Raw genomic sequence first — 20,700 nt, forward strand, 5'->3', positions numbered from 1 at the left:
GCTACAGGTTTTTATTGATTAAGGCTCTGGCTTCTTCGAATGCGCCCGGTAAGGGCGCGTTTCGTTTTATGATCTTACCCGTTCGGTTGAGGATGGTTGCCGAGGTTTCATTATCGGGCCTGAATCGTTCTACAGCATCCATTAGCTGCGTTTCGGTTAACAGCAAGTGATCACCGTAAAGGTTGTAGCGGGTGGCCTGTTCCGGAAACAAATCCATGTCGGAACTCGGCATGGGTATGTAAATCAGCGCGAAGTCGCGCGGGCTGTAGGCGCTCCGCAGACGCTGGGCGTCGAGGGCTACCTGCCGTCCGGCTTCGTCGGAAGGGGAGAAGAGCAGAACATAAATGACTTTCCCGCGATTGGCGGCAATGACCTGGTCGATCAATACCTGACCACCATTGCGTTCTGATTTCGTTATAAACACACCGGGAGCTATTTCTAATCCCTGGGCTATTGTCCCTGATTTTTTCAATACCTGCGTGGCTGCCCGAATGCGTGTGCTGTCTTTCACTTCCAGCCGATACAACTCATCGAGCGATTGACCCAAGGCCGTTTCTTTTATCTGCGGCCGGCCGTAGTCGTAGAGCAGCAGGGCAAAATTAAGTGTCATGGCTGGCAGCGACGTGGCCAGCCAATAAGCGGTCAGGTAATGCAGAGACGAACTGTCGACCTGCGAACGGCTGCGCTCGATCAGGGATTCGTAGCTAACCAGGCGTTGTAGTGTATCGGGGCTGCGTTTGACGAGGCCATCAAAAAAACGCAGGTCGGCGGCACGGGCGGAGTTTTTTATGGCGTAATCATGGAGCCGGATGCGCTCGTCGGCCGTGAGATTCTTGCCGTATCGTTCGAGCAAAGTAGAAAGCATACGAACCGTCAAACCATTGGTACGCCCATTCGCCGACTCGGTAGACACCCGCTGGGTAATGTAATTGGCAAACCGGTTCATAGCCGACGCCCGCGACGCCGTCAGCAACTGGTCGTTGGCGGGCCGCAGGGAGTCGGTCAGGGCAGTTGGAATTTTTTCATTTTCGTAAGTTGCCTTTTCGTACAGGAAGGCGGCTGCGTTGTATCGACTGCTGGACGTGATCCAGCGGGTCACCAGCGGGAACGCCTTTTCCCGCTTCGCAAAGGCGGTGAAGGGCGCTCGGTAAGCCGCCGACAGTATGCCAAAGGCTGACGTAACGGTTTGATCGCTGATCTGTTTGCTTAGCTTCTTGCCATCCGGCTTATCGGCATAGGTTGCTTCAAAGGCTTTGTAACGGGCAAACTGGCTATTGACCTGTGCGTTGACACCCCCAAAGCGGAAGGGAACGGCGGCTGTGAAGAGGGAGTCGGCATCGAGGTCGATGCTGAGTGTACCGGGTGCGGCCAGAAAAGCCGTTGATATGCGGCCGTAGTTAAAGTACATTTCTTCCTGCGCGTATACAAGCGGCATAGATACCCGAAACGTACCATCTATGTTGAGTGGAGCCGGACGAACCAGCTCACGACTGGCTTGCAGGATATTGTTACGACTAACCAGAACCGTGGGCGACTCCCGATAAAGGCGGGCCGTCAGGTTACGAATACGACCCGTTACAATGACTGAATCCGTTTGTGCCTGACTCAGAAAAGGGGCTAGACAAAGAACGGTATACACTACGGCGCGGAGGAGCCGGGAACGATTTTTCATGGGTTTCAGGAATACAGACAAAGCAATAACAAACGAAATTCAGAAACAGTCAACAATCAACTCAAAATGTCGACGGCTTATTTCGTTTTTATGCCATGGTACTGTTCCTCTTCCTGGTAATCGGTACGAAGGGGATGTCCGACCCAATCGGTAGGGAGCAAAATCCGGCGCAGATCGGGGTGGCCGGCGAAGTGAATCCCCACAAGATCGAAGGCTTCGCGCTCGTGCCAGTCGGCGGTGCGCCAGACGTGGGCGAGGCTCGGTACGGATGGCAGCGCTGCCCCGTTCATGTTACGCGGCACAACGACCTTTATCATCAGGTTGTGTTCGTAAGGGATGGAAGTGAGGTTATAAATTACCTCCATGGTGTTGGCACTCACTCCGTTGTCGATGGCTGTTAGGCAGGCCAGCAGGTCGAAGAATAGTCGCTCGTCGTTGCGAAGGAATTGGCAAATGTCGACCAGTTGCTCTGCTGGAACCGTCAGATAAGGTTGTAGGTTCTGGGTGTTGGGCTGGATAGCTGCGCCAAATTGTGTGGCGAGGAGGTCGGAAATTTCGGAGAAAGTCATTAAGTAACTTAGCAAGCAAACGGGTTTTTATCTGGCCCAATTCGTGTGGTCATACTATTTAACAGACGAATGGTATCGTCTTCAATCAGATAGAATCTAAGCGATCTCCTGAAGGCTCATTGCTGTATTCGTTTGTTTATCGAAAGATACAAAAAACTTGCCTGACCCTATGCCAGCCAGGCTAGCCACTGCATCCAGTTTTCAACCCAGAACAGGAACTTGGCGGCAAACTTTGCCGCCGGAGCAGACGACGGCGATAAGGTTAAACTGTTATTGTTCAGGTTGGTATCCATAAAGATTTTCTGCTTCGGGTCTACCTTTGCCCAGAGCACCCGGTCGTTTTCCGTAACCGTAAACTGACGCTGGCGACCCTGGCCATCCCAGAACAGCATCAGCTCCCGCCCATTATCGAAATGCACCAGCACATCGACCGGAATTTTACCATCGCCGTTTCGCTGTACGGTTATCACCGCCTGTCGCCGACCGTTCGGGCGGCTGTTTTTGATCGACACGAGTTCATAGTCCACCACGTTGTCGCCGTAGAGCACCTGGTCGAAGAACCAGTTCATGTTGGTGCCGTACTTGCTGCCGAGCCGCTTCGGTACGATCTCGTTCACGATGTCGATGAAGTTCTGCCCGTTTGGGTGTTTGAATTTCCAGCGGATAAAATATGTCTGCATAATTTCGTCCATCACACGTCGGCCAACGAGTCCTTCCAGCGTTCGCATCCAGGTGGCCGTTTTGGAGTAGGTCAGTACTCCATACTGACCTACGGGCAGTTGCCAGGTGTTGCCGAACGAGGAGCCGATGGCCGGGTTGTCCTGATGAACATAACTATCGCGGGAACTTTCCAGATCGCCCATGCCAAAGCCGAACAGGTCAATCTGCGACGAACGCGGGCCATAGGTTTCGTCCATGACCCGGCCTTCGTAATATTGGTTGAATCCCTCGTCGAGCCAGGCTTCTTCGAACTCGTTGGTCGCCAGCAACTGCATGAAGTACTGATGACCGAACTCATGGATGGTCACTTCTTCGGGAAAACGGGCTCCGGCGGGTAGAAACCACGCGGTTCCGGCCGTGATGAATGTGGGGTACTCCATCCCGAACGAACCCTGGGCGTGAAACGGCGGATCGACGATAGTCAGATTCGGGAAGGGGTATTTGCCAAGGTGTTTGTCGAAGTAAGCCAGCGCAGATCGGGCTGCATCAATATGGCGTTGCGCCTGATGAACGTGTTCCGGCTGCATAACCAGCTCGATACTCACTTCGCCACCGCCGGGGCGTTTCCATTTATCGTTGATCACCTGAAAATGGGGCGAGGCCGTCCAGGCGAAATCGACCACATCTTCGGCATGATAAAACAGTGTCTTGGTGCCGTTGCCATGTATTTTTTCGGATTGATACAGGCCGGTGGCGCTTACCCAATAGTCCTTTGGTGTAGTGATGTTAACATCGTAAACGCCATAATCGGCGTAAAATTCCGAATGGGCATGAAACTGGTGGCAGTTCCACTGGCCCGTTTTGGCATAACGCGTTCCGGCCGGTTCGTACACGCCGATTTTCGGGAACCATTGACCCACCAGAAAGAAGTCCCGGCTAAAACCCGTTCGGGCAAAGATTTTAGGTAATTTGGCCTTGAAGGCAATGTCGAGCACAATTGTCTCGCCCGGCCCGACGGGCTTGCTCAGCGGCACTCGAACAACGGTATGGTCGTCCCGGTTCTGGTCGTCGGGCTGAAAAAACTGGTAGGCCAGCGGCTCGCCGTTCCGCACCTTCATCGACACAATATCAATAGAGCCATACGGGTTTTCCTTTGCGTTCCGGTCAATGCCCTCGCCCCGAAGCTGCCCGCCGGATTCGCGCATGAACGTCGAGTTTTCGTTTCGGAAAGCATTCAGATACAGGTGAAACTGCAACTCCCGGACAACATCGGTTGAGGGGTTCCGCCAGGTGAGCGTTTCCCGGCCGTTCAGTTTTTTGGAGGTCGGGTCCAGTGTCACGTCGATCTGGTAATTCGCCAGGCGTGGGCTCAGCGGAGTCGTGAACATAGGCTTTGCCGACTGGGCAAAGCTGGAGAACGCCACACCCATCAGGAGCAGGAACAAACGTAGTTTCATGGCCGGGATCAATTCGGTAGACGAAGCTAAGTACCGAAAAAGCGGGCTCGATTGCAACTGGGGTCTGGCAGGAGATCAGGAAAATTGGGTCATGGCATCGAGCCGCGTACCGGATGCCATGACTCAGGTTCAGTTTTATAGGTAGCGATCAATTCATGGAATCTGCCGGTTACCAACCTCCGATGGGCTAGCCGAAGAGGGCTGCAGCGTTGGGGCGTTTCTGACGAGCGCGTCGCGTATTTCGGTCAGCAGGACTTCTTCTTTCGTAGGCGCGGGGGGTACGTCTACCGCGTCGGCTTTCACGCGCATCAGGCGATTCATGCCCCGAATAAGAAGAAAAATAATGAAGGCCAGGATAAGAAAGTCGATCACAATTGTCAGGAAGCTGCCATAGGCAAAAACGGGTCCCAGCTTTTTAGCATCTGCCAGCGCCAGGCCCTCTGTGATCTTGTCGGATAGCGGTACGTACAGGTTACTGAAATCGACGTTGCCAATGGCGCGGCCCACCAGCGGCATAATGAGGTCGTTTACAACAGAATCCACAATTTTGCCGAAAGCGGCTCCAATAATTACCCCAACGGCAAGGTCCATAACATTGCCGCGCATGGCAAACTCCTTAAACTCTTTGAACATGGGTGTATGTGTTTAGTAGTTAAAAATAGGAATAGGTGAATTTCTGTTGAAATATAAATTCTATGGGGGTAACAGGCAATCACATCTTATTGTTTATCAGTCTTATTTGTCTGATTAGTATGTCGGAATAAAGAAGAATCGATGCGTTTTACTGGCCTTATTTCATTCGTAACAGAATTACATGGACTTGTAAAATAGCCGGAAAGGCTTTTACTATTTTTAGGCAGATTCATCGGTAAGCCGGGGTTCGCTGGTCTGCACTTTGTTTTGAGCCGAAAAACGACAAGATTGTTAAGGGAATATTATTTGTACCGTCTTGTAAAAAAACTAACTATGCTAAACCGGCTACTCTCATTCTCTATTTGTTTTCTGGTTCCCCTGCTGACGCAGGCGCAACGCTACGACCTGGTTATCAAAAATGGACGGGTTGTGGATGGAACGGGTAACCCCTGGGTTTATGCCGATGTAGCCATACAAAACGGCCGTATCGTTCGGGTGGGGGTGGTGCCTGCCACCGATGCGAAACAGACTATCGATGCCACCGGACTCATTGTTGCCCCCGGTTTTATTGATGTACATACCCACGTAGAAGGTAGTCTGGAAGCTCAGCCCGGTGCCCCCAATTTTATTCATGATGGGGTAACTACCCTGATTACCGGCAACTGCGGAGGGTCCAGTGCGAACCTGCGTACGTACTTTGATACACTTCGTACGCAGGGCATTTCCGTAAATCTTGGTTCGCTGATTGGTCATAATACAGTACGGATGCGCGTGATGAAAATGGCTTTTCGGGAGCCAACCGCCCGCGAGCAAACGGAAATGGAAGCCCTGGTTGAGCAGGCTATGAAAGACGGAGCCGTGGGCCTTTCAACCGGGCTTATTTATACACCCGGTACCTACGCCCGAACGCCCGAAGTAGTGAGCCTGGCTAAAGTGGCCTCTCGCTACGGTGGCGTCTACGCATCGCACATTCGCAACGAAGGGCAAAACGTTAAACAGGCCGTTGAAGAGGCCATTCTGATTAGCCGCGAAGCGCACATACCGGTCGAGATATCTCACTTTAAAGTAGCCAGCAAACCACTTTGGGGTAAAAGTACCGAAACGGTCGAATTGGTCGAGGCTGCCCGGCGCGAAGGACTCGACGTAACGGTAGATCAGTATCCGTACACCGCTTCGAGTACTTCGCTGGAAAGCATTGTGCCTTCGTGGGCGCTGGCAGATGGCGATTCGGCCGTGCTGAACCGGTTTCGCGACCCGGTTACCCGTGCCAAAATAAAAGCCGAAATGCTGGACGGACTGGCAAAGAACCTTCGCAAAAATTATGAATACGCCGTAGTGGCCAGTTATAAACCCGATACGACCTTCAATGGCCTGAGCATTAGTGCCATCAATCAGAAAGTAGGCCGTAAAAAGTCGGCAGCCGCCGAAGCAGATCTGATCCTGGACCTCATGGAGCGCGCAAGCCTGAAACGCATTCAGATGGTGTACCATACCATGTCGGAGACCGATGTTGAAACGATTCTGCGCTACCCCAATACCATGATTGCGTCTGATGCGGGCGTGGCCAAACTGGGGTCGGGCATGCCGCATCCGAGGGCCTACGGCACCAACGCCCGTGTATTGGGCCGCTATGTGCGCGAACGGCACGTTATTCCGCTGGAAGAAGCCATTCGCCGGATGACGTCCTTACCTGCCCAGCGGTTTCGGCTTCAGGATCGGGGACTGTTACGACCGGGCTATGCGGCCGATATTGTGCTGTTTGATGAGAAAACCGTTTCTGACAAGGCCACCTATGACCAACCTCATGCCTACACAACAGGAATTTCGTGGGTACTGGTCAATGGTACACCCGTAGTCGAGAATAACCAGTATACCGGTAAACGGCCCGGTCAGCTGCTTTTGGGCCCCGGTTCTTTAAACTAGTAGATTACAGGATACATCATCCTGCCGTATACATTTATTGCTGAATAATATATTCTCATGTTACCATGATTATGCGTAAATTTCCATTCGCATAATGAGTTTTCCCCTTTGGTGTGTAGCTGTAATGACAACAATTTTAGTTGTAGATGATGAAGTTGATGTTGAACCGCTAATGCAGAACTGGTTCCGACGGAAAATTCAGCAAGAGACGTATCGATTTCATTTTGCCTATACTGGTCGGGAAGCACTCAACTTGCTCCAGGACGAACCGGACATTGATCTGGTGCTACTGGATATCAACATGCCCGAAATGGACGGCCTTACCGTCCTGAATGAGCTGTCGACGCTGGATCGTTTGTTGGGCGTTGTTATGGTATCGGCTTACAGCGACATGAATAACATCCGGATTGCCATGAACCGGGGGGCCTTTGACTTCGTCGTCAAACCCATTGATTTTTCGGATCTGGAGGTTACCATTGAAAAAACAGCCCAGTATATTCGTCAGTTACGCGAATCGCAGCAGCTGAAAGTGATCAACGACCTGAAGACGCGCTTTTACGATAACATTACGCATGAGTTCCGGACACCGCTGACCCTTATCTTATCGCCGGTCGAAAAGCTGCTGCAGAAGCACCGTGAACCCGAAGAACTCCGGGTGGGCCTGAACATGGTTGAGCGCAATGCCCAGCAGTTACTGCGGCTGGTCAATCAGCTTCTTGACCTGGCCAAACTCGAGTCCGGGCACCTGACGTTGTCGCCCCGAACCGGCGATTTAAGCGATTTTATCGGTCAGATTGTCCAGCTCTTCAAGCCAATGGCCGAGGAGCGCGGGCTGACCCTGACCTACGAAAGCGAACTGGTCGGTTTTTACAGCTTCGATACCGAGAAAGTTGAACAGCTTGTTTACAACCTTATTGCCAATGCGTTGAAGTTTACGCCGGCCGGCCAGGTGAAGGTCGAACTAAGAAAGGGCCGGTCTGTACAGATTATCGTTGCCGATACGGGCGTTGGCATTGCTTCAGAAAAGTTACCCTACATCTTCAATCGGTTCTATCAGATCATTCCAACCCAATCCCTCACAGAGCAACATCTGCCTGATACGTCGGATAAAGTGCCGGGATTCCTGAACTCGGGTACGGGTATCGGGCTGGCGCTGGTAAAAGAGCTGACCGAATTAATGAATGGAACCGTAACCGTAGACAGTACGGTGGGTAAAAACCCCGAACAGCCATCAGGAACGGTTTTTACCGTTGAGCTGCCTTTGGTGGCCGTTGAAAGCGCAACCGTTCATGTAATTGACAAACCACTACTGCAGCCGCTTGACTGGTCTGCTCAAAGTGCGGGTGTTCCCGAAGTGCCGGAGCCAGAAGCTGAACCGGTCGATACGACGCTTTTTGGCGTTAATGGTGAAAAACCATTGGTACTGATCGTTGAAGATAATAGTCAGTTACGTACACTTTTAGAGCGGCAGTTATCTCCCCTTTACCGGATAATGCTGGCTACCGATGGGGAGATGGGCTGGCAAATTGCCCAGACCGAACTCCCCGATCTTGTTCTTACCGATATATCCATGCCCAAAATGGACGGGTATGAGTTGACCCGTCGGCTGAAGACATCCCTTATTACCGATCATATCGCGGTTGTGATGCTGACCGCGAAAACGGCCCAGCCCAGTCGTATTCAGGGTTTGCAACAGGGGGCCGACGACTACATCAACAAACCGTTTCACGTCGACGAGCTGCATCTTCGACTGAAAAACCTGTTCATTCGGCAGCAGAAGCTACGCGCCTATTACCAGAATGTATTCTCGCAGCCGGAGGTATCCTTCCAACCCGCCACCGCTACGGATAAGTTCTTGCAGACACTCTATGCCGTCATTGAAGCCCACCTGGATGATAGCCAGTTTGGGGTTGAAGAGCTGGCGTATGAGGTGGGCATGAGCCGCCGGACACTCTACCGGAAATTGCTGGTCGTGACTAACCTCACCATCAATGACTTTATGCGTCAGTATCGGCTAAGGCGGGCGGCTCAGTTTCTGCGGCAAGGCCGTAACGTATCAGAAACAGCGTATCTGGTTGGTTACGAGAGCCCGGCGCATTTTACTACCGTTTTTAAGGAGTTCTACAACAAGACACCTTCCGAGTATACGGATCTATGATTGACAAAAAATAATGGCTGCATTCCGGCTAAATTTTGATCCAGTCAATCCATTGCGCATACTGTAGCTAAACCGCTGCCGGGTAGCACCGGAGCGGCTAAATAATCAGGTAAAAACAGGTTGTCCTAAAAACGATAGTTGTTGTCCTAAATTCGATAGCCTGCCGGTCAGTTATAAACGACCTTTGTTATGGCCGAGAGCAGTGGCTTTTCGCTTTTAACCACACCTACCACTTCCAAGAATAAAGAGTTTGTTCGTGCAGTTTGCAGAAAACACAGGCTCCTACTTTATCCAATAAATTGTGATACCGAGCCAGGTAGTTAACGCTGCCTGGTTTTTCACATTTCCGGCGCCACCGAATCGGCTGCCAAGTTCATAATCCGGTCAACTGCGGAGTCAGTCAAATTAACAGCATATACAGGTCTGGAATCGTAATTTTTAGCTAAGACAGCTGAAGATTCGACATTTTTGCGGTTTATATAAATGACATTGGACCGGCAAGGTCTTTCTCATCCGATCATTTGAACCGATTCACTTATTTTGACCACTTCATCTGCCTCTCCGTCACCCGATCAACTTTTTGGCGATTTGTTCCGTGATGTGCAATTGGGTCACGTTTTCGCCGATTCGAAAACGTTTGTCGACTGTGTACCCAAACAGGCTCCGGCTGCTATCCTTGCCCGGTATAAAGCCGAAAAGACAGCGGCAAACTTTGACTTAAGTGACTTCGTTCACCATAATTTTTGGGTACCCGAGAAAGTAGCCGGTGACTACGTCAGCGATACCTCCGTCAGTACCACCGAGCATATCAATGGGCTGTGGGATCGGCTTTCCCGACCGGCTGATGGCCCACCCGCTGAAGGAAGCTCCCGGGTGCCCCTGCCTTATCCGTATGTAGTGCCGGGCGGACGGTTTCGCGAGATTTTTTACTGGGATAGCTACTTTACCATGCTGGGCCTGCAACGGGCGGAGCGGGTCGATTTGATCCGGAGTATGGTGAACAACTTTGCTCACCTGATCGATACACTCGGGTTTATCCCCAACGGGAACCGGACGTATTTTCTCAGCCGGTCTCAACCGCCTTACTTCGCGCTGATGGTAAAGCTGCTGGCCGATATCGACGGCCCGGAAACGCTGGTCCATTACCAGCCACAGCTACAGCGGGAGTACGACTTCTGGATGCAGAGCAGTAAAGACCTTACCGATGAACAGCCGATAACCAAACGGGTGGTTCGTGTGCCGGGCTGCTCGATCGTAAACCGCCATTGGGATACCAGCCAAACGCCCCGACCGGAGGCCTATCGGCAGGAAGTCGAGCTGGCAAAGGAGGCTGAAACGGGTAGCGTTGTGCCAACCGAATTGTTTACGCACATCCGGGCCGCCTGCGAATCGGGCTGGGATTTTAGCAGTCGCTGGTTCAGCGATCAGCATACAATGGCTAAAATCCATACGACGCAGATTGTACCCGTCGACTTAAACTGCCTGCTCTACTCGCTGGAAACAACGCTGCAGGAAGCTAACCAGTTGACAAATTCAACCGCTGGTCAGGATGAACTTGCCCGGCTGATCGAGGTCCGAAAGCAGGCCATCCAGACGCTTTTCTGGAATGACGAAACGGGATTCTTTCACGATTACGACACAACGCTGCATGAACCAACGCCAGCCCTTACCCTGGCCGGTGTTTTTCCGTTGTTTTTTAAGCTGGCCACCCCTGAGCAGGCTGCCCGGGTTCACGACCGTCTCAAAACCGATTTTTTGCAGGCGGGTGGTTGGGTAACTACCCTTATGCATACCGGGCAGCAGTGGGACTGGCCCAATGGCTGGGCACCGTTGCAATGGATGGTACATCAGGCGTTGTTGAATTACGGCTTTGTCGAAACAGCCGACGAAAGCCGTAAACGATGGCTGGCCCTGAACGATAAAGTGTTTCATGCAACGGGTAAAATGATGGAAAAATATAATGTAGTGGATGCTGCCCTAACGACCGGCGGAGGAGAATATCCCAATCAGGACGGTTTCGGCTGGACCAACGGCGTTTATCTGGCTATGGTGGAGTAGTGGGTAGTGGAATGGTGGAGTAATCTGAGCAGCCAATTTCACCACTACGCTAGTTTCCTGGCACTGTATTTGTAAAGGTGTGCTTATCATCCTTGATACTGCACTCAGCAGTAGTAGGTTAAGCCATGAAAAAGCTCTTCATTACCGTACTGGCGTCGTGTATGACAACCGTAGCGTTTTGCCAGAAAACGTTTATTTTATCACATCAGGATAAGCAGGGATTTTTTGCTGTCTCAGCAGGGGCCAGTCTGCCCGTTGGCCAGTTTGCCCGTTGCTCACCCGTCGACGACCAGGCCTGTATGACTGGCGAGGGGGTAGCGTTTAACGCATCAATGGGTTATCGGGTTGCCGGGCCGGTAGGACTGATGATTCGGGGCGAACAGCACCGTAACACGGTCAATGCCAATGCTATGCTCGATGCGTTGTATCGGAATGATACCGATATATGGACGGCCAGAGCCGATAACTGGTCGGTGTTGAGCGTAATGGCAGGCCCTTACGTCAGCCTACCGATGGGCCGCTTCTTCGTCGATGCCCGTTTGTTGGCGGGTCGTGCACTGGCTGTGTTGCCGAGTACATCGATGGCCGGTAATTTTGGTACAACCGAGATGTCTTTGAATACAACCGGATCGCAAAGCACGGCTTTAGCACTCGGAGGGGGGCTGTCCATCCGGTACCGGCTTGGACGTAGTACCTCCATACTGCTCAACGCCGATTACAGCCGCGCCGATTTCACCTTTCATAACCTGATCTCCACCGCCACCAACGGCACCATTCGCTCGCAGAGCGCAGCCTTCAGCAGCAACCGGGTGGTCAGTGTGGTGAGTGTATCGGCCGGAGTATCGCTGCTGTTCGGCACGAAATACCGTCCGTTTTAATAACCGCTGATTGCTGTTTGCGACGGTTCATCCCTATCGGCTTGTAACCATCGTCCGGGTGCCGTAGTTTAGTAGCTAAACTTATCTATTCAGGCCATGACACCTCTCCGTCGACATGCCGTTCTTCGGCGCGTAAAAGATATTACCCTTAGTGCTACCCTTAGTCTGGCTTTGCTCAATGGTTCGGTTATGTTGCAGAGTTGTGGTAACAGCGGCTCCGACGAGCAGGAAGCACGAACAGAAACTACCTTTAAGCAAGGTGTTCGGACATATATAACCGAAACAGCGCCGGGTAATTTTAAAATCACCGATGAAGTTCAGACAGGTCCAGATAAGGCCGGGGCTATTGTGAGTTATTATGATGGCCATCGGGATACATTAAGCGTTGAAGCCGCCAAACGACTGGTTGAAACCGATAAGTCGACGAGTACCTACCTCAATAATCCGGGTGCCTACCAGTCCTATCACCACAATGGTCTGGCCAATGCGCTGCTTTGGGGGAGTCTGGGGTATATGCTGGGCCGCAACAACTCATCTCAGTTTCGCACCGATCAGCAGCGCTATGGTTCTGGCTTTTATACAAATCCCGGTTTGTTTCAACGGTCAACGCAGGTTGGTGAGAACATTCGCAGCTCGCGGGTAACGCGTACCGTTCGTCCTTCGGGAGGCCGGAGCGGGTTCTTTGGTGGCCGGAGCCGTAGTTTTTCAGGGTAACTGCCCGTTAATACAGGTTAACAAATCTGTTGGTTAACAAATCATTAAGCACGTACTCAGTTACTATACTGCATTACTTAGTGTCGTAATAGTCTTACCTTTGTGTATGAATCGGCAAAAAAACTGGGAGCGGCTGCGGCAGGAAAAATTTGATATTTGTATAATCGGGGCAGGTGCCAGTGGTGCCGGTGCCGCTTTGGATGCCGTGCTGCGCGGGTTTAGCGTGGTGCTTATCGACCGAAGTGATTTTGCCGGTGAAACCTCATCGCGCTCAACGAAATTGATACATGGCGGTGTTCGCTACCTCGAACAGGCCATCAAAAAGCTCGATCTGGCGCAACTTCGTCAGGTCCGGCACGGCCTGGCCGAACGCCGGACGGTTATTCGCAATGCCCCGCATCTGGCCCATCCGCTCGCTATTCTGACGCCCGTGTTCAGCTGGTTTGAAGGGATGTACATGACCGTTGGGCTGACCCTCTATGATTTTATTGCCGGGCATGATGCTTTTCCGAAAGGGAGCTGGCTCAACCGGGTACAGGCACTCGAAAAGAGCCCCCGGCTGACGCAGAAAATGCACAGCGCCGTTCTCTATTACGATGGGCAGTTCAATGATGCCCGCTACGCACTGGCGCTGGCTCACTCCGCCGACGAAGCCGGTGCCGCTGTCGTTAACTATGCCGCTGTTACTGCTTTCGAGCAGGAAAAAGGCCAGATTAAAGCCGCAACGGTGCAAGATCAGCTGACTGGAGAGTTGGTAACGGTTCGGGCGAGTGTGTTTTTAAACTGCACCGGCCCTTATGCCGACAGCATCCGCTTGCTGGCGAACCCCAAACTCAGCCCGCGTATTCGACCCAGTAAGGGTGTTCACATCGTACTGCCGCGCGAAACGCTCCAAAGCGACTACGCTGTTCTGATCCCGAAAACAACGGATGGCCGTGTGGTCTTTGCCATACCGTTTGGCGATAAAGTGTTTGTTGGCACGACCGATAACGATTATTCTGATCTGGCAAAAGAGCCGGTGCTGGAGTCGGATGAAGTCGATTACCTGCTCGAAACCGTGCGGCCCTATCTTGCCAAAATGCCCGTCCGCGCCGATGTACAGTCGGGTTTCGGGGGTATCCGACCCCTAATCGTAAGCAGCCGCGCCGACACCAAAACCCTGCTCCGCGACCATGAAATCGAGCACGACGAAGCGTCGGGACTATTGAGTTTGCTGGGTGGTAAATGGACAACCTACCGGTTAATGGCGCAGGATGCTATTGACCGGGTAGCCGAGGTGTTGAAAAGGACAGTGCCCGGCAGTACGGAAATGCATTACCTGATTGGGGGCGAAGGCTACCGGTTTGCCGATTGGGAGGGGTTACAGCATCAGTACGGATTACCCGCCGATGTGTGCCAGCAACTGATGAAAACGTACGGCAGCCGCGCTGAAAAGGTGGCCAAACTAACGGTTGGTCAGCCCGCGTTGACCCAAAAATTAACACCGCAACAGCCTTACATTCTGGCTGAAGTAATTTATCAGGTACGGGAAGAAATGGCCGTTACTCTCCGCGATGTACTGGCCCGTCGGTGGCGCCTTGAATTGTCCGACTGGCAGTTAACGGCCCAAATTACTCCGCAGGTGGCCGACTTGATGGCTGCAGAACTGGGCTGGAGTGACACCTACCGGCTGGAACAGGTACAGCAGTACCAGAATCTACTGGCGTCATTTGTCCGGCAGGCAGGAATTCCGTCGGGTCATGAAAAGGCTGTAGTAACGGAATAATGTAAAGATTCGTCCGAGATTTGGCTTATGGCCCTTCTTTTTCCCAGGGTACGGCTCCCCCCTGGCGCGTGTGCTCACGCATGAGTTTTTCCAGGCGTCGGAAGTCCTCCGGCCGGTCGGTTGCCCGGTTCGATTTTTCCTGCGGGTCTTCTTTCAGATTGTATAATTCCAGTGGGCTGTAGGGGCTATCCTGAAGCAGTTTCCAGTCGCCAAGCCGAACGGCATCGATCGTTTTACCATTGTATTCGCTGCCACCTTCCCGCCTGATGAAGTACAGCGGGCGTTCGGCAGATAACGGCTGGCTCTTTCCCAGTAGAATAGGTAAAAAGCTTTTCCCGTCAATCGGATGTCTGACCGTTGTGGCCGAAGCCTCGGCCAGCGTCGGGAACAGATCCATCAAGAGAAGCGGTTGCTGCGACTGGCTTTGCGGGGCAACTTTTCCGGGCCAGACCACACAGGCCGGTATGCGAAGGCCGCCCTCATACATATGCCCTTTCCCGCTGCGCAACGGCCCGTTGTTGGCTCCGTCAAACAGTTTTCCACCGTTGTCGCTGACAAATACGATCAACGTATTTTCATAAAGCCCTTTCGCCCGTAAGGTTTGAATGACCTTGCCAATGCCGTCGTCCATGTGTTCGATGAGGGCCACCAGTTTGGCGCGTTTCTCACTGATGCCCGGCTGACGCGCTTTCACCCTGGCCAGCCAGTCGGTGGGGGGCTGAATGGGGTCGTGCGGGGCGTTGTAGGCCAGATACAGGAAAAAAGGACTTGCCTGACTCGCACGCTGCTGAAGATAATCCGTTGCCCATTGGGTAAACAGGTCGGTAGCGTGTCCCTGTGGGTTGATTACCTGCCGATTCAGCCGCATGTAGTTCCGGTCATGGCGCAGATGGGTGTAATAGTCGTCCATCATGTCTCCCGCGAAGCCGTGGAAGAGGTCGAAACCCCGCTCGTTGGGCAAATTGGGTGATTCGAGGCCCAGATGCCACTTGCCGATCAAGGCCGTCTGGTAGCCGTTTTTCTTCAATACCGAGGGGAGGAGGGTAGCCGTTGGCGACAGATACCCCCAGTTGTCATCGGGCATGGTTCGGATAACGCCGGGTACACCTACCTGTTCGGGATAGCGGCCGCTGAGCAGGGCGGCCCGCGATGGGGAGCAAACGGACGAGTTCGCATAGAAATGGCTAAACCGCATCCCAGCGCCAGCCAGCGAATCGATGTGGGGCGTCCGAATATCAGGAGCGCCATAACTGCCTAAATCGCCATAGCCGAGGTCATCCGCCAGTATAAGGAGGATGTTCGGTTTTTTAACCGGAGGCTTCGTTTGACCAGCTACCCAAATCGGTTGGCAGAAGAGAACGAGGAACAGGGTGAGTAAAGGCTTCATACATCCGGGAAAAGCTGACATACCCAGCTTCTACCTATGGAGGCAGACTAACTGTAAGACCGAGCGTCGGCCCGGCGACCGTCTCGCCAACCATCTACTGTGGTGTCAGGTTGAAGAACCTGACACCACGCGCACTACCTGTGGCTGAAATCAAAAAAAAGCACCAAATAAAATTTCGTTTCCTAACAATCTGATTAGACGGCGGTTAAGATGGTGTTAAAGAAAGTTTGAATAGTATTCCCATAGGAATACTTACTTTTGTCCCCCAATTTAAATTTTTACTCAACTATGAAAACACTTGGTTACTTTTTAACAGTAATCTGGCTTGTTGTTTCCGGTAGTGTGCAGGCACAGGATCAGCAGGTTACGGTTACGGGGAAGGTTGTCAACAAAGCGGATAAACAGACTCTTCCGGGCGTCAACGTTTTGGTACGCGGCACAACAACCGGCACGGCTACCGATGTAGAGGGCAATTATCGGATCAATGTTCCTGCTGGCGCCGTGCTTCAGTTCAGCATGATCGGGATGACCACTCAGGAGGTTCCGGTAGGCAATCAAACAACTATCAACGTCGAACTCGCCGATGATGCCCGCGCCTTGCAGGAGGTTGTGGTAGTTGGTTACGGTACGCAGCGCAAGATCGACGTGACCGGCTCGGTGGCGCAGGTAAAGGGTGAAGAACTGGTGCGGCAGCCGGTGCTGTCGGCTACCCAGGCCCTGCAAAGCAAAGTGGCCGGGGTACAGATTATCAACTCAGGCGCACCCGGACAGGCACCCACCGTCCGGATTCGGGGAACGGGTACGCTGCTGGGCGGGGCCGACCCCCTCTACGTGGTCGACGGAATTATTACCGAAGACATTCGCAACATCAATACCTCCGACATTACCTCCGTCGATATTCTGAAAGATGCCTCGGCAACGGCTATTTACGGGGTACGAGCAGCCAATGGCGTCGTGCTGATCACCACCAAACGTGGTAAATCGGGTGCGCCAAGTGTCAACTACGATGCGTACTTTGGTATCCGCACACCCGCCTATCGGGTCAAGATGGCCGATTCCCAGTTGTTCACCCAATACAACAACGAAGCGGTTCGGTACGACGACCCAACGGCCACGCTGCCCTTCGATCCAAACGCTACCAATGCGGCCAACACCGACTGGTTCAAAGCCATTACCCGAACGGGTTTCCAGCAGAACCACTCGCTATCGGTCAGTGGCGGTACTGAAAAAACGACCTATCTGTTCAGTGCGGGTTATTTTACCGAAAAAGGGATTCTGAAAGGAACGGACTATAGTCGTCTGACCCTTCGTCTGAACAACGAGTACACGCTCTCGCCGGTGCTGAAACTGGGGCATAACCTGAGTCTGGCCAATGACAACTCGGACCTGACGGGTACTTCCGACCCGGCCATTCCCAGCACAACGGCCTATTCGGCGTTCACAAATGCCTACAAACAGGCCCCGGTGGTTCCCGTTCGTAACGCCAATGGCACTTATGGCTTTACACCCCGCAACAATGTAGCGAATCCCGTTGCCCAGTTGGATTATACTAATTACAACGCGAAAGGGCTGCGGCTGCAAGGGTCGTTCTACGGTAATCTCACGCTGCTCAAGAAGATCACGGTCTTATCGAACTTCGGGATTGAGAGCAACGCTAACCGGGCCTACAATTACAATCCGGTCTATCAGGTATCGGCCAACCAGCGCAACCTGACTAGTTTATTGAATGTGGGTCGGTCGACCAGTTCGCGTTGGCTCTGGACCAACACCGCCGAGTATACCAATACCTTTGCGAAACAGCATACGGTGAAAATCCTGGGTGGTTACGTAGTCGAACGGTTCCAGAATAACATTCTGCAATCGTCCCGGCAGGATGTGCCGCCCCAGTCGAATTATTATTACCTGAATACGGGCAATGCCTCCTCGGCTACGAATAGCGAAGTAGGTAGTATTCAGACCCGGCAGTCATACATTGGTCGGGTCAACTACAACTTTGCCGATCGCTACCTCTTTACGGGTACGGCGCGGTACGATGGGTCGAGCAAGTTTCCGACCAACAACCGTTGGGGCTTCTTCCCCTCACTGGGGGCGGGCTGGGTCATCAGCGAAGAGCCGTTTCTGCGGGGAAAAACACCCTTCGATCAGTTGAAAGCGCGGGTGAGCTGGGGTAAAACCGGTAACGATCGCATCGACCCAAGTGCCTTCCAGTACACCATTGCCAGCGGCCTCGATTACGCATTCGGACCGAACCAGACGCTGCAACAGGGGCGCACGATTACGAACCTGATCGACCCGAACCTGCATTGGGAGGTGACAACCGGTACGGACATCGGACTGGAATTTGCGTTGGCCAAAAACCGGCTGACAGGAGAATTTACGTACTATAACAAACTGACCAGCGACGCCCTCTTCCAGCGGCCCATCGACGCTATTTTTGGCGATGTCGACGGGGCTTACCTGACCAATGCGGCCAGCGTACGCAATCGGGGTTTTGAATTTGCCCTGAACTGGCGCAACAACTCAAGCAGCGGCTTCAACTACAACATCGGTGCCAACGCGACCATCAACCGCAACCGGTTGGAAGACGTTCAGGGTGGCTTGCCCATCAACGAAGGTGGTATTGGCAATGGCCAGTACACCACCCGCACGGCAGTAGGTCAGCCGGTGGGTAGTTTCTGGGTGTGGCAAACTGATGGTATTTTCCAGACGCAGGAGCAGGTGAACAACACAACGGCTAAAATTCAGGGGACCAAACCCGGCGACTTCCGCTACATAGACCAGAACGGCGATGGCGTAATTGACGACAACGACCGTGTGTTTGTAGGTTCCTATCAGCCTAAACTATACTTCGGTATCAACGGCGGTTTCACCTATGGCGGCTTCGACTTCTCGACCGACTGGTACGCCAACTTCGGTAACAAAGTGTACAACGGGAAGAAGGCGCAGCGTTTTGGAAACGAAAATATCGAAGCCTCCCGCGCTGACCGCTGGACAGCCACCAACCCCAGCAATACCGAGCCACGGGCCAGTAATTCGGTCCCCATTTCATCGACCTATTACGTTGAGTCGGGGTCGTTTTTCCGGATCAACAACGTAACGCTGGGCTATACGCTACCGAAAGAACTGGTATCGTCGCTGAAAGTGAGTCGGGTGCGGTTCTACGTAACGGCGCAAAACGCCCTGACGATCAAAGCATTCTCGGGATACACACCTGAACTGCCCGGCAGCAATCCGCTGAACGCCGGTATCGAGTTGGGCACCTATCCGGTAACATCGGCCTACCTGGCTGGTCTGAACATTGGCTTTTAAGTAAACAACGAGATGAAAACGTTTCAGAAACTCATAACATACACGTGCATTGGCGGTCTGGTGATTGCCAGCGGCTGTTCCAAGTCCTTCCTGGATGTAGCTCCTCAGGGACAGCAAACCCCAACGGATTTCTTTTCGAGTAACGCCGATGCGGCTACGAGCCTTGTCAATGCCATTTATTCCAAAATGGTCGACTGGAATTTCCATTCGTTCTCCTGGAATGGCATTACCAGCATTGCCTCGGATGACGCCGATAAAGGCAGCTCGCCGGGCGATACCGGTACGGATAAGGATCAGCTGGACAACTTTACATTCACGCCTTCCAGCATTTCGTTCAACGAAGTTTGGGGCGGTCAATACGAAGCCATTGCCCGCGCCAATCAGGCTTTGGACAACCTGCCGGCGCTGACCATCAACGATACGCTCAAAAACCGGCTCATCGGCGAAGCCAGTTTCCTGCGGGCCTACTGTTATTTCAACCTCGTACGCTCGTTTGGCGGGGTGCCCCTGATTACGAAAGTGGCCGACCCGACCAATGCCAGCGACATTCAGCAGGGACGGGTACGGGCTACACCGGCGCAGGTGTACACGCAGATCGAAACGGATCTGGCAACGGCCGTTGCTAATCTACCCGAAAAGTCGCAGTATAATTCGGCCGATCTGGGCCGCGCTACGAAGGGGGCGGCAAAAGCCCTGCTGGCCAAAGTGTCCATGTATGAAAAGAAATGGAACATCGTACAGCAACTGACCGATGAGATCATTGCTTCGGGTCAGTATTCGCTGCAGCCTAACTATGCTGAACTCTGGCGCGAATCGGCGGAGAACGGCGTAGAGTCGATTTTCGAGATTCAGGGCCGCGGTGTAACGCCCAATAAAGGGGTTCAGGGCTATTTCGAATCGCAGGGTGCACGGGGTGAAAATGGCTGGGGCTGGGGCTTCAATACGCCGTCCGAGAATCTGGTGAAAGCCTACGAAACCGGCGACACCCGCAAGGATGGGACCATCATCCAGCGCGGTATGACCCTTTGGGATGGCCGTGTCGTGAGTCCCAACGCTGAGAATCCGTATTACAACATGAAAGCGTACGTGAGCTTCACCCGGGAAACGAACAACGGTGACACCTGGGAAACCAGCAAGAACGTTCGTATTCTGCGGTATGCCGAAGTACTGCTGATGAATGCCGAAGCGGCCAACGAACTTGGCCAGCCGACGAAAGCGCTAACGGCTCTAAATCAGGTGCGGGCACGGGCGCGGGGCAGCGTTGCCACCGCATTGCCCAACGTAGCTACAACCGCTCAGGCTGGTTTACGGCAGGCTATCTGGAACGAGCGACGGGTTGAACTGGCGTTCGAACATGACCGCTATTTCGACCTGGTTCGTCAGGGACGGGCAGCGGCCGTGTATCAGGCCCTTGGCAAGAACTTTGTCGTGGGCAAGCATGAGGTTTTTCCCATTCCTCAGCCGCAGATTCAATTGAGCGGTGGGCAGTTGACCCAGAATCCGGGGTATTAACAGAC

Annotated in this window: 14 protein-coding genes; 9 read left to right on the forward strand and 5 right to left on the reverse strand. The window is 53.0% G+C overall.

Going from position 1 to position 20,700, the window contains the following annotated elements:
* Position 1 precedes the first annotated feature (1 nt).
* The 3 genes from ACYVJM_RS19980 to ACYVJM_RS19990 all read right to left on the reverse strand — a co-directional run bounded on the left by ACYVJM_RS19980 (position 2) and on the right by ACYVJM_RS19990 (position 4,358).
* Entirely contained in the window at positions 2-1,672 is a 1,671-nt protein-coding gene (locus ACYVJM_RS19980; RefSeq protein WP_461149999.1) for a hypothetical protein, read from the reverse strand.
* A 77-nt stretch (positions 1,673-1,749) separates the two neighbouring features.
* Entirely contained in the window at positions 1,750-2,241 is a 492-nt protein-coding gene (locus ACYVJM_RS19985) for an NADH-quinone oxidoreductase subunit C (protein WP_461150000.1), read from the reverse strand.
* A gap of 167 nt (positions 2,242-2,408) precedes the next feature.
* A complete protein-coding gene (locus ACYVJM_RS19990) occupies positions 2,409-4,358 on the reverse strand; it encodes a M1 family metallopeptidase (RefSeq protein ID WP_461150001.1) in 1,950 nt (649 codons plus the stop codon).
* Here ACYVJM_RS19990 and ACYVJM_RS19995 point away from each other — a divergent pair.
* The gene (locus tag ACYVJM_RS19995; RefSeq protein WP_461150002.1) at positions 4,357-4,503 is read left to right on the forward strand and encodes a hypothetical protein; all 147 of its coding nucleotides are present in this window, start codon (positions 4,357-4,359) and stop codon (positions 4,501-4,503) included. The two genes, ACYVJM_RS19990 and ACYVJM_RS19995, sit on opposite strands and share 2 nt — an antisense overlap.
* 8 nt (positions 4,504-4,511) lie before the next feature.
* Here the strand turns inward: ACYVJM_RS19995 and mscL are convergent, their stop codons facing one another.
* On the reverse strand, positions 4,512-4,991 hold the full coding sequence (gene mscL, locus ACYVJM_RS20000; protein ID WP_461150003.1) for a large conductance mechanosensitive channel protein MscL: 480 nt from the start codon (positions 4,989-4,991) through the stop codon (positions 4,512-4,514).
* Between the two features lie 333 nt (positions 4,992-5,324).
* Between mscL and ACYVJM_RS20005 the strand changes: the two genes are divergently transcribed.
* From ACYVJM_RS20005 to ACYVJM_RS20030, 6 genes are all read left to right on the forward strand, one after another.
* Positions 5,325-6,914, forward strand: a complete 1,590-nt coding sequence (locus ACYVJM_RS20005) for an N-acyl-D-amino-acid deacylase family protein (protein WP_461150004.1) — start codon at positions 5,325-5,327, stop codon at positions 6,912-6,914.
* A 124-nt stretch (positions 6,915-7,038) separates the two neighbouring features.
* A complete protein-coding gene (locus tag ACYVJM_RS20010) occupies positions 7,039-9,072 on the forward strand; it encodes a hybrid sensor histidine kinase/response regulator transcription factor (RefSeq protein WP_461150005.1) in 2,034 nt (677 codons plus the stop codon).
* A 540-nt stretch (positions 9,073-9,612) separates the two neighbouring features.
* Positions 9,613-11,130, forward strand: coding sequence for an alpha,alpha-trehalase TreF (gene treF / locus ACYVJM_RS20015; RefSeq protein WP_461150006.1), 1,518 nt, complete (start codon positions 9,613-9,615; stop codon positions 11,128-11,130).
* A 125-nt stretch (positions 11,131-11,255) separates the two neighbouring features.
* Positions 11,256-12,008, forward strand: a complete 753-nt coding sequence (locus tag ACYVJM_RS20020; RefSeq protein WP_461150007.1) for a hypothetical protein — start codon at positions 11,256-11,258, stop codon at positions 12,006-12,008.
* Positions 12,009-12,104: 96 nt separating this feature from the next.
* Positions 12,105-12,722 carry a hypothetical protein gene (locus ACYVJM_RS20025; protein ID WP_461150008.1) on the forward strand — a complete coding sequence of 206 codons (618 nt, stop codon included), beginning with the start codon at positions 12,105-12,107 and terminating at the stop codon, positions 12,720-12,722.
* A 106-nt stretch (positions 12,723-12,828) separates the two neighbouring features.
* The gene (locus ACYVJM_RS20030; RefSeq protein WP_461150009.1) at positions 12,829-14,487 is read left to right on the forward strand and encodes a glycerol-3-phosphate dehydrogenase/oxidase; all 1,659 of its coding nucleotides are present in this window, start codon (positions 12,829-12,831) and stop codon (positions 14,485-14,487) included.
* 25 nt (positions 14,488-14,512) lie between these two features.
* Here ACYVJM_RS20030 and ACYVJM_RS20035 read toward each other — a convergent pair whose 3' ends face one another.
* Positions 14,513-15,874 (reverse strand): sulfatase family protein, encoded by a 1,362-nt coding sequence (locus ACYVJM_RS20035; RefSeq protein ID WP_461150010.1) that lies wholly within the window; start codon positions 15,872-15,874, stop codon positions 14,513-14,515.
* A 288-nt stretch (positions 15,875-16,162) separates the two neighbouring features.
* On the opposite strand from ACYVJM_RS20035, the gene ACYVJM_RS20040 reads away from it, so the two are divergent.
* Positions 16,163-19,183, forward strand: coding sequence for a SusC/RagA family TonB-linked outer membrane protein (locus ACYVJM_RS20040; RefSeq protein WP_461150011.1), 3,021 nt, complete (start codon positions 16,163-16,165; stop codon positions 19,181-19,183).
* A 12-nt stretch (positions 19,184-19,195) separates the two neighbouring features.
* Positions 19,196-20,695, forward strand: a complete 1,500-nt coding sequence (locus ACYVJM_RS20045; protein WP_461150012.1) for a RagB/SusD family nutrient uptake outer membrane protein — start codon at positions 19,196-19,198, stop codon at positions 20,693-20,695.
* The last annotated feature ends 5 nt before the right edge of the window (positions 20,696-20,700 follow it).

The organism is Spirosoma pulveris (assembly GCF_054781875.1).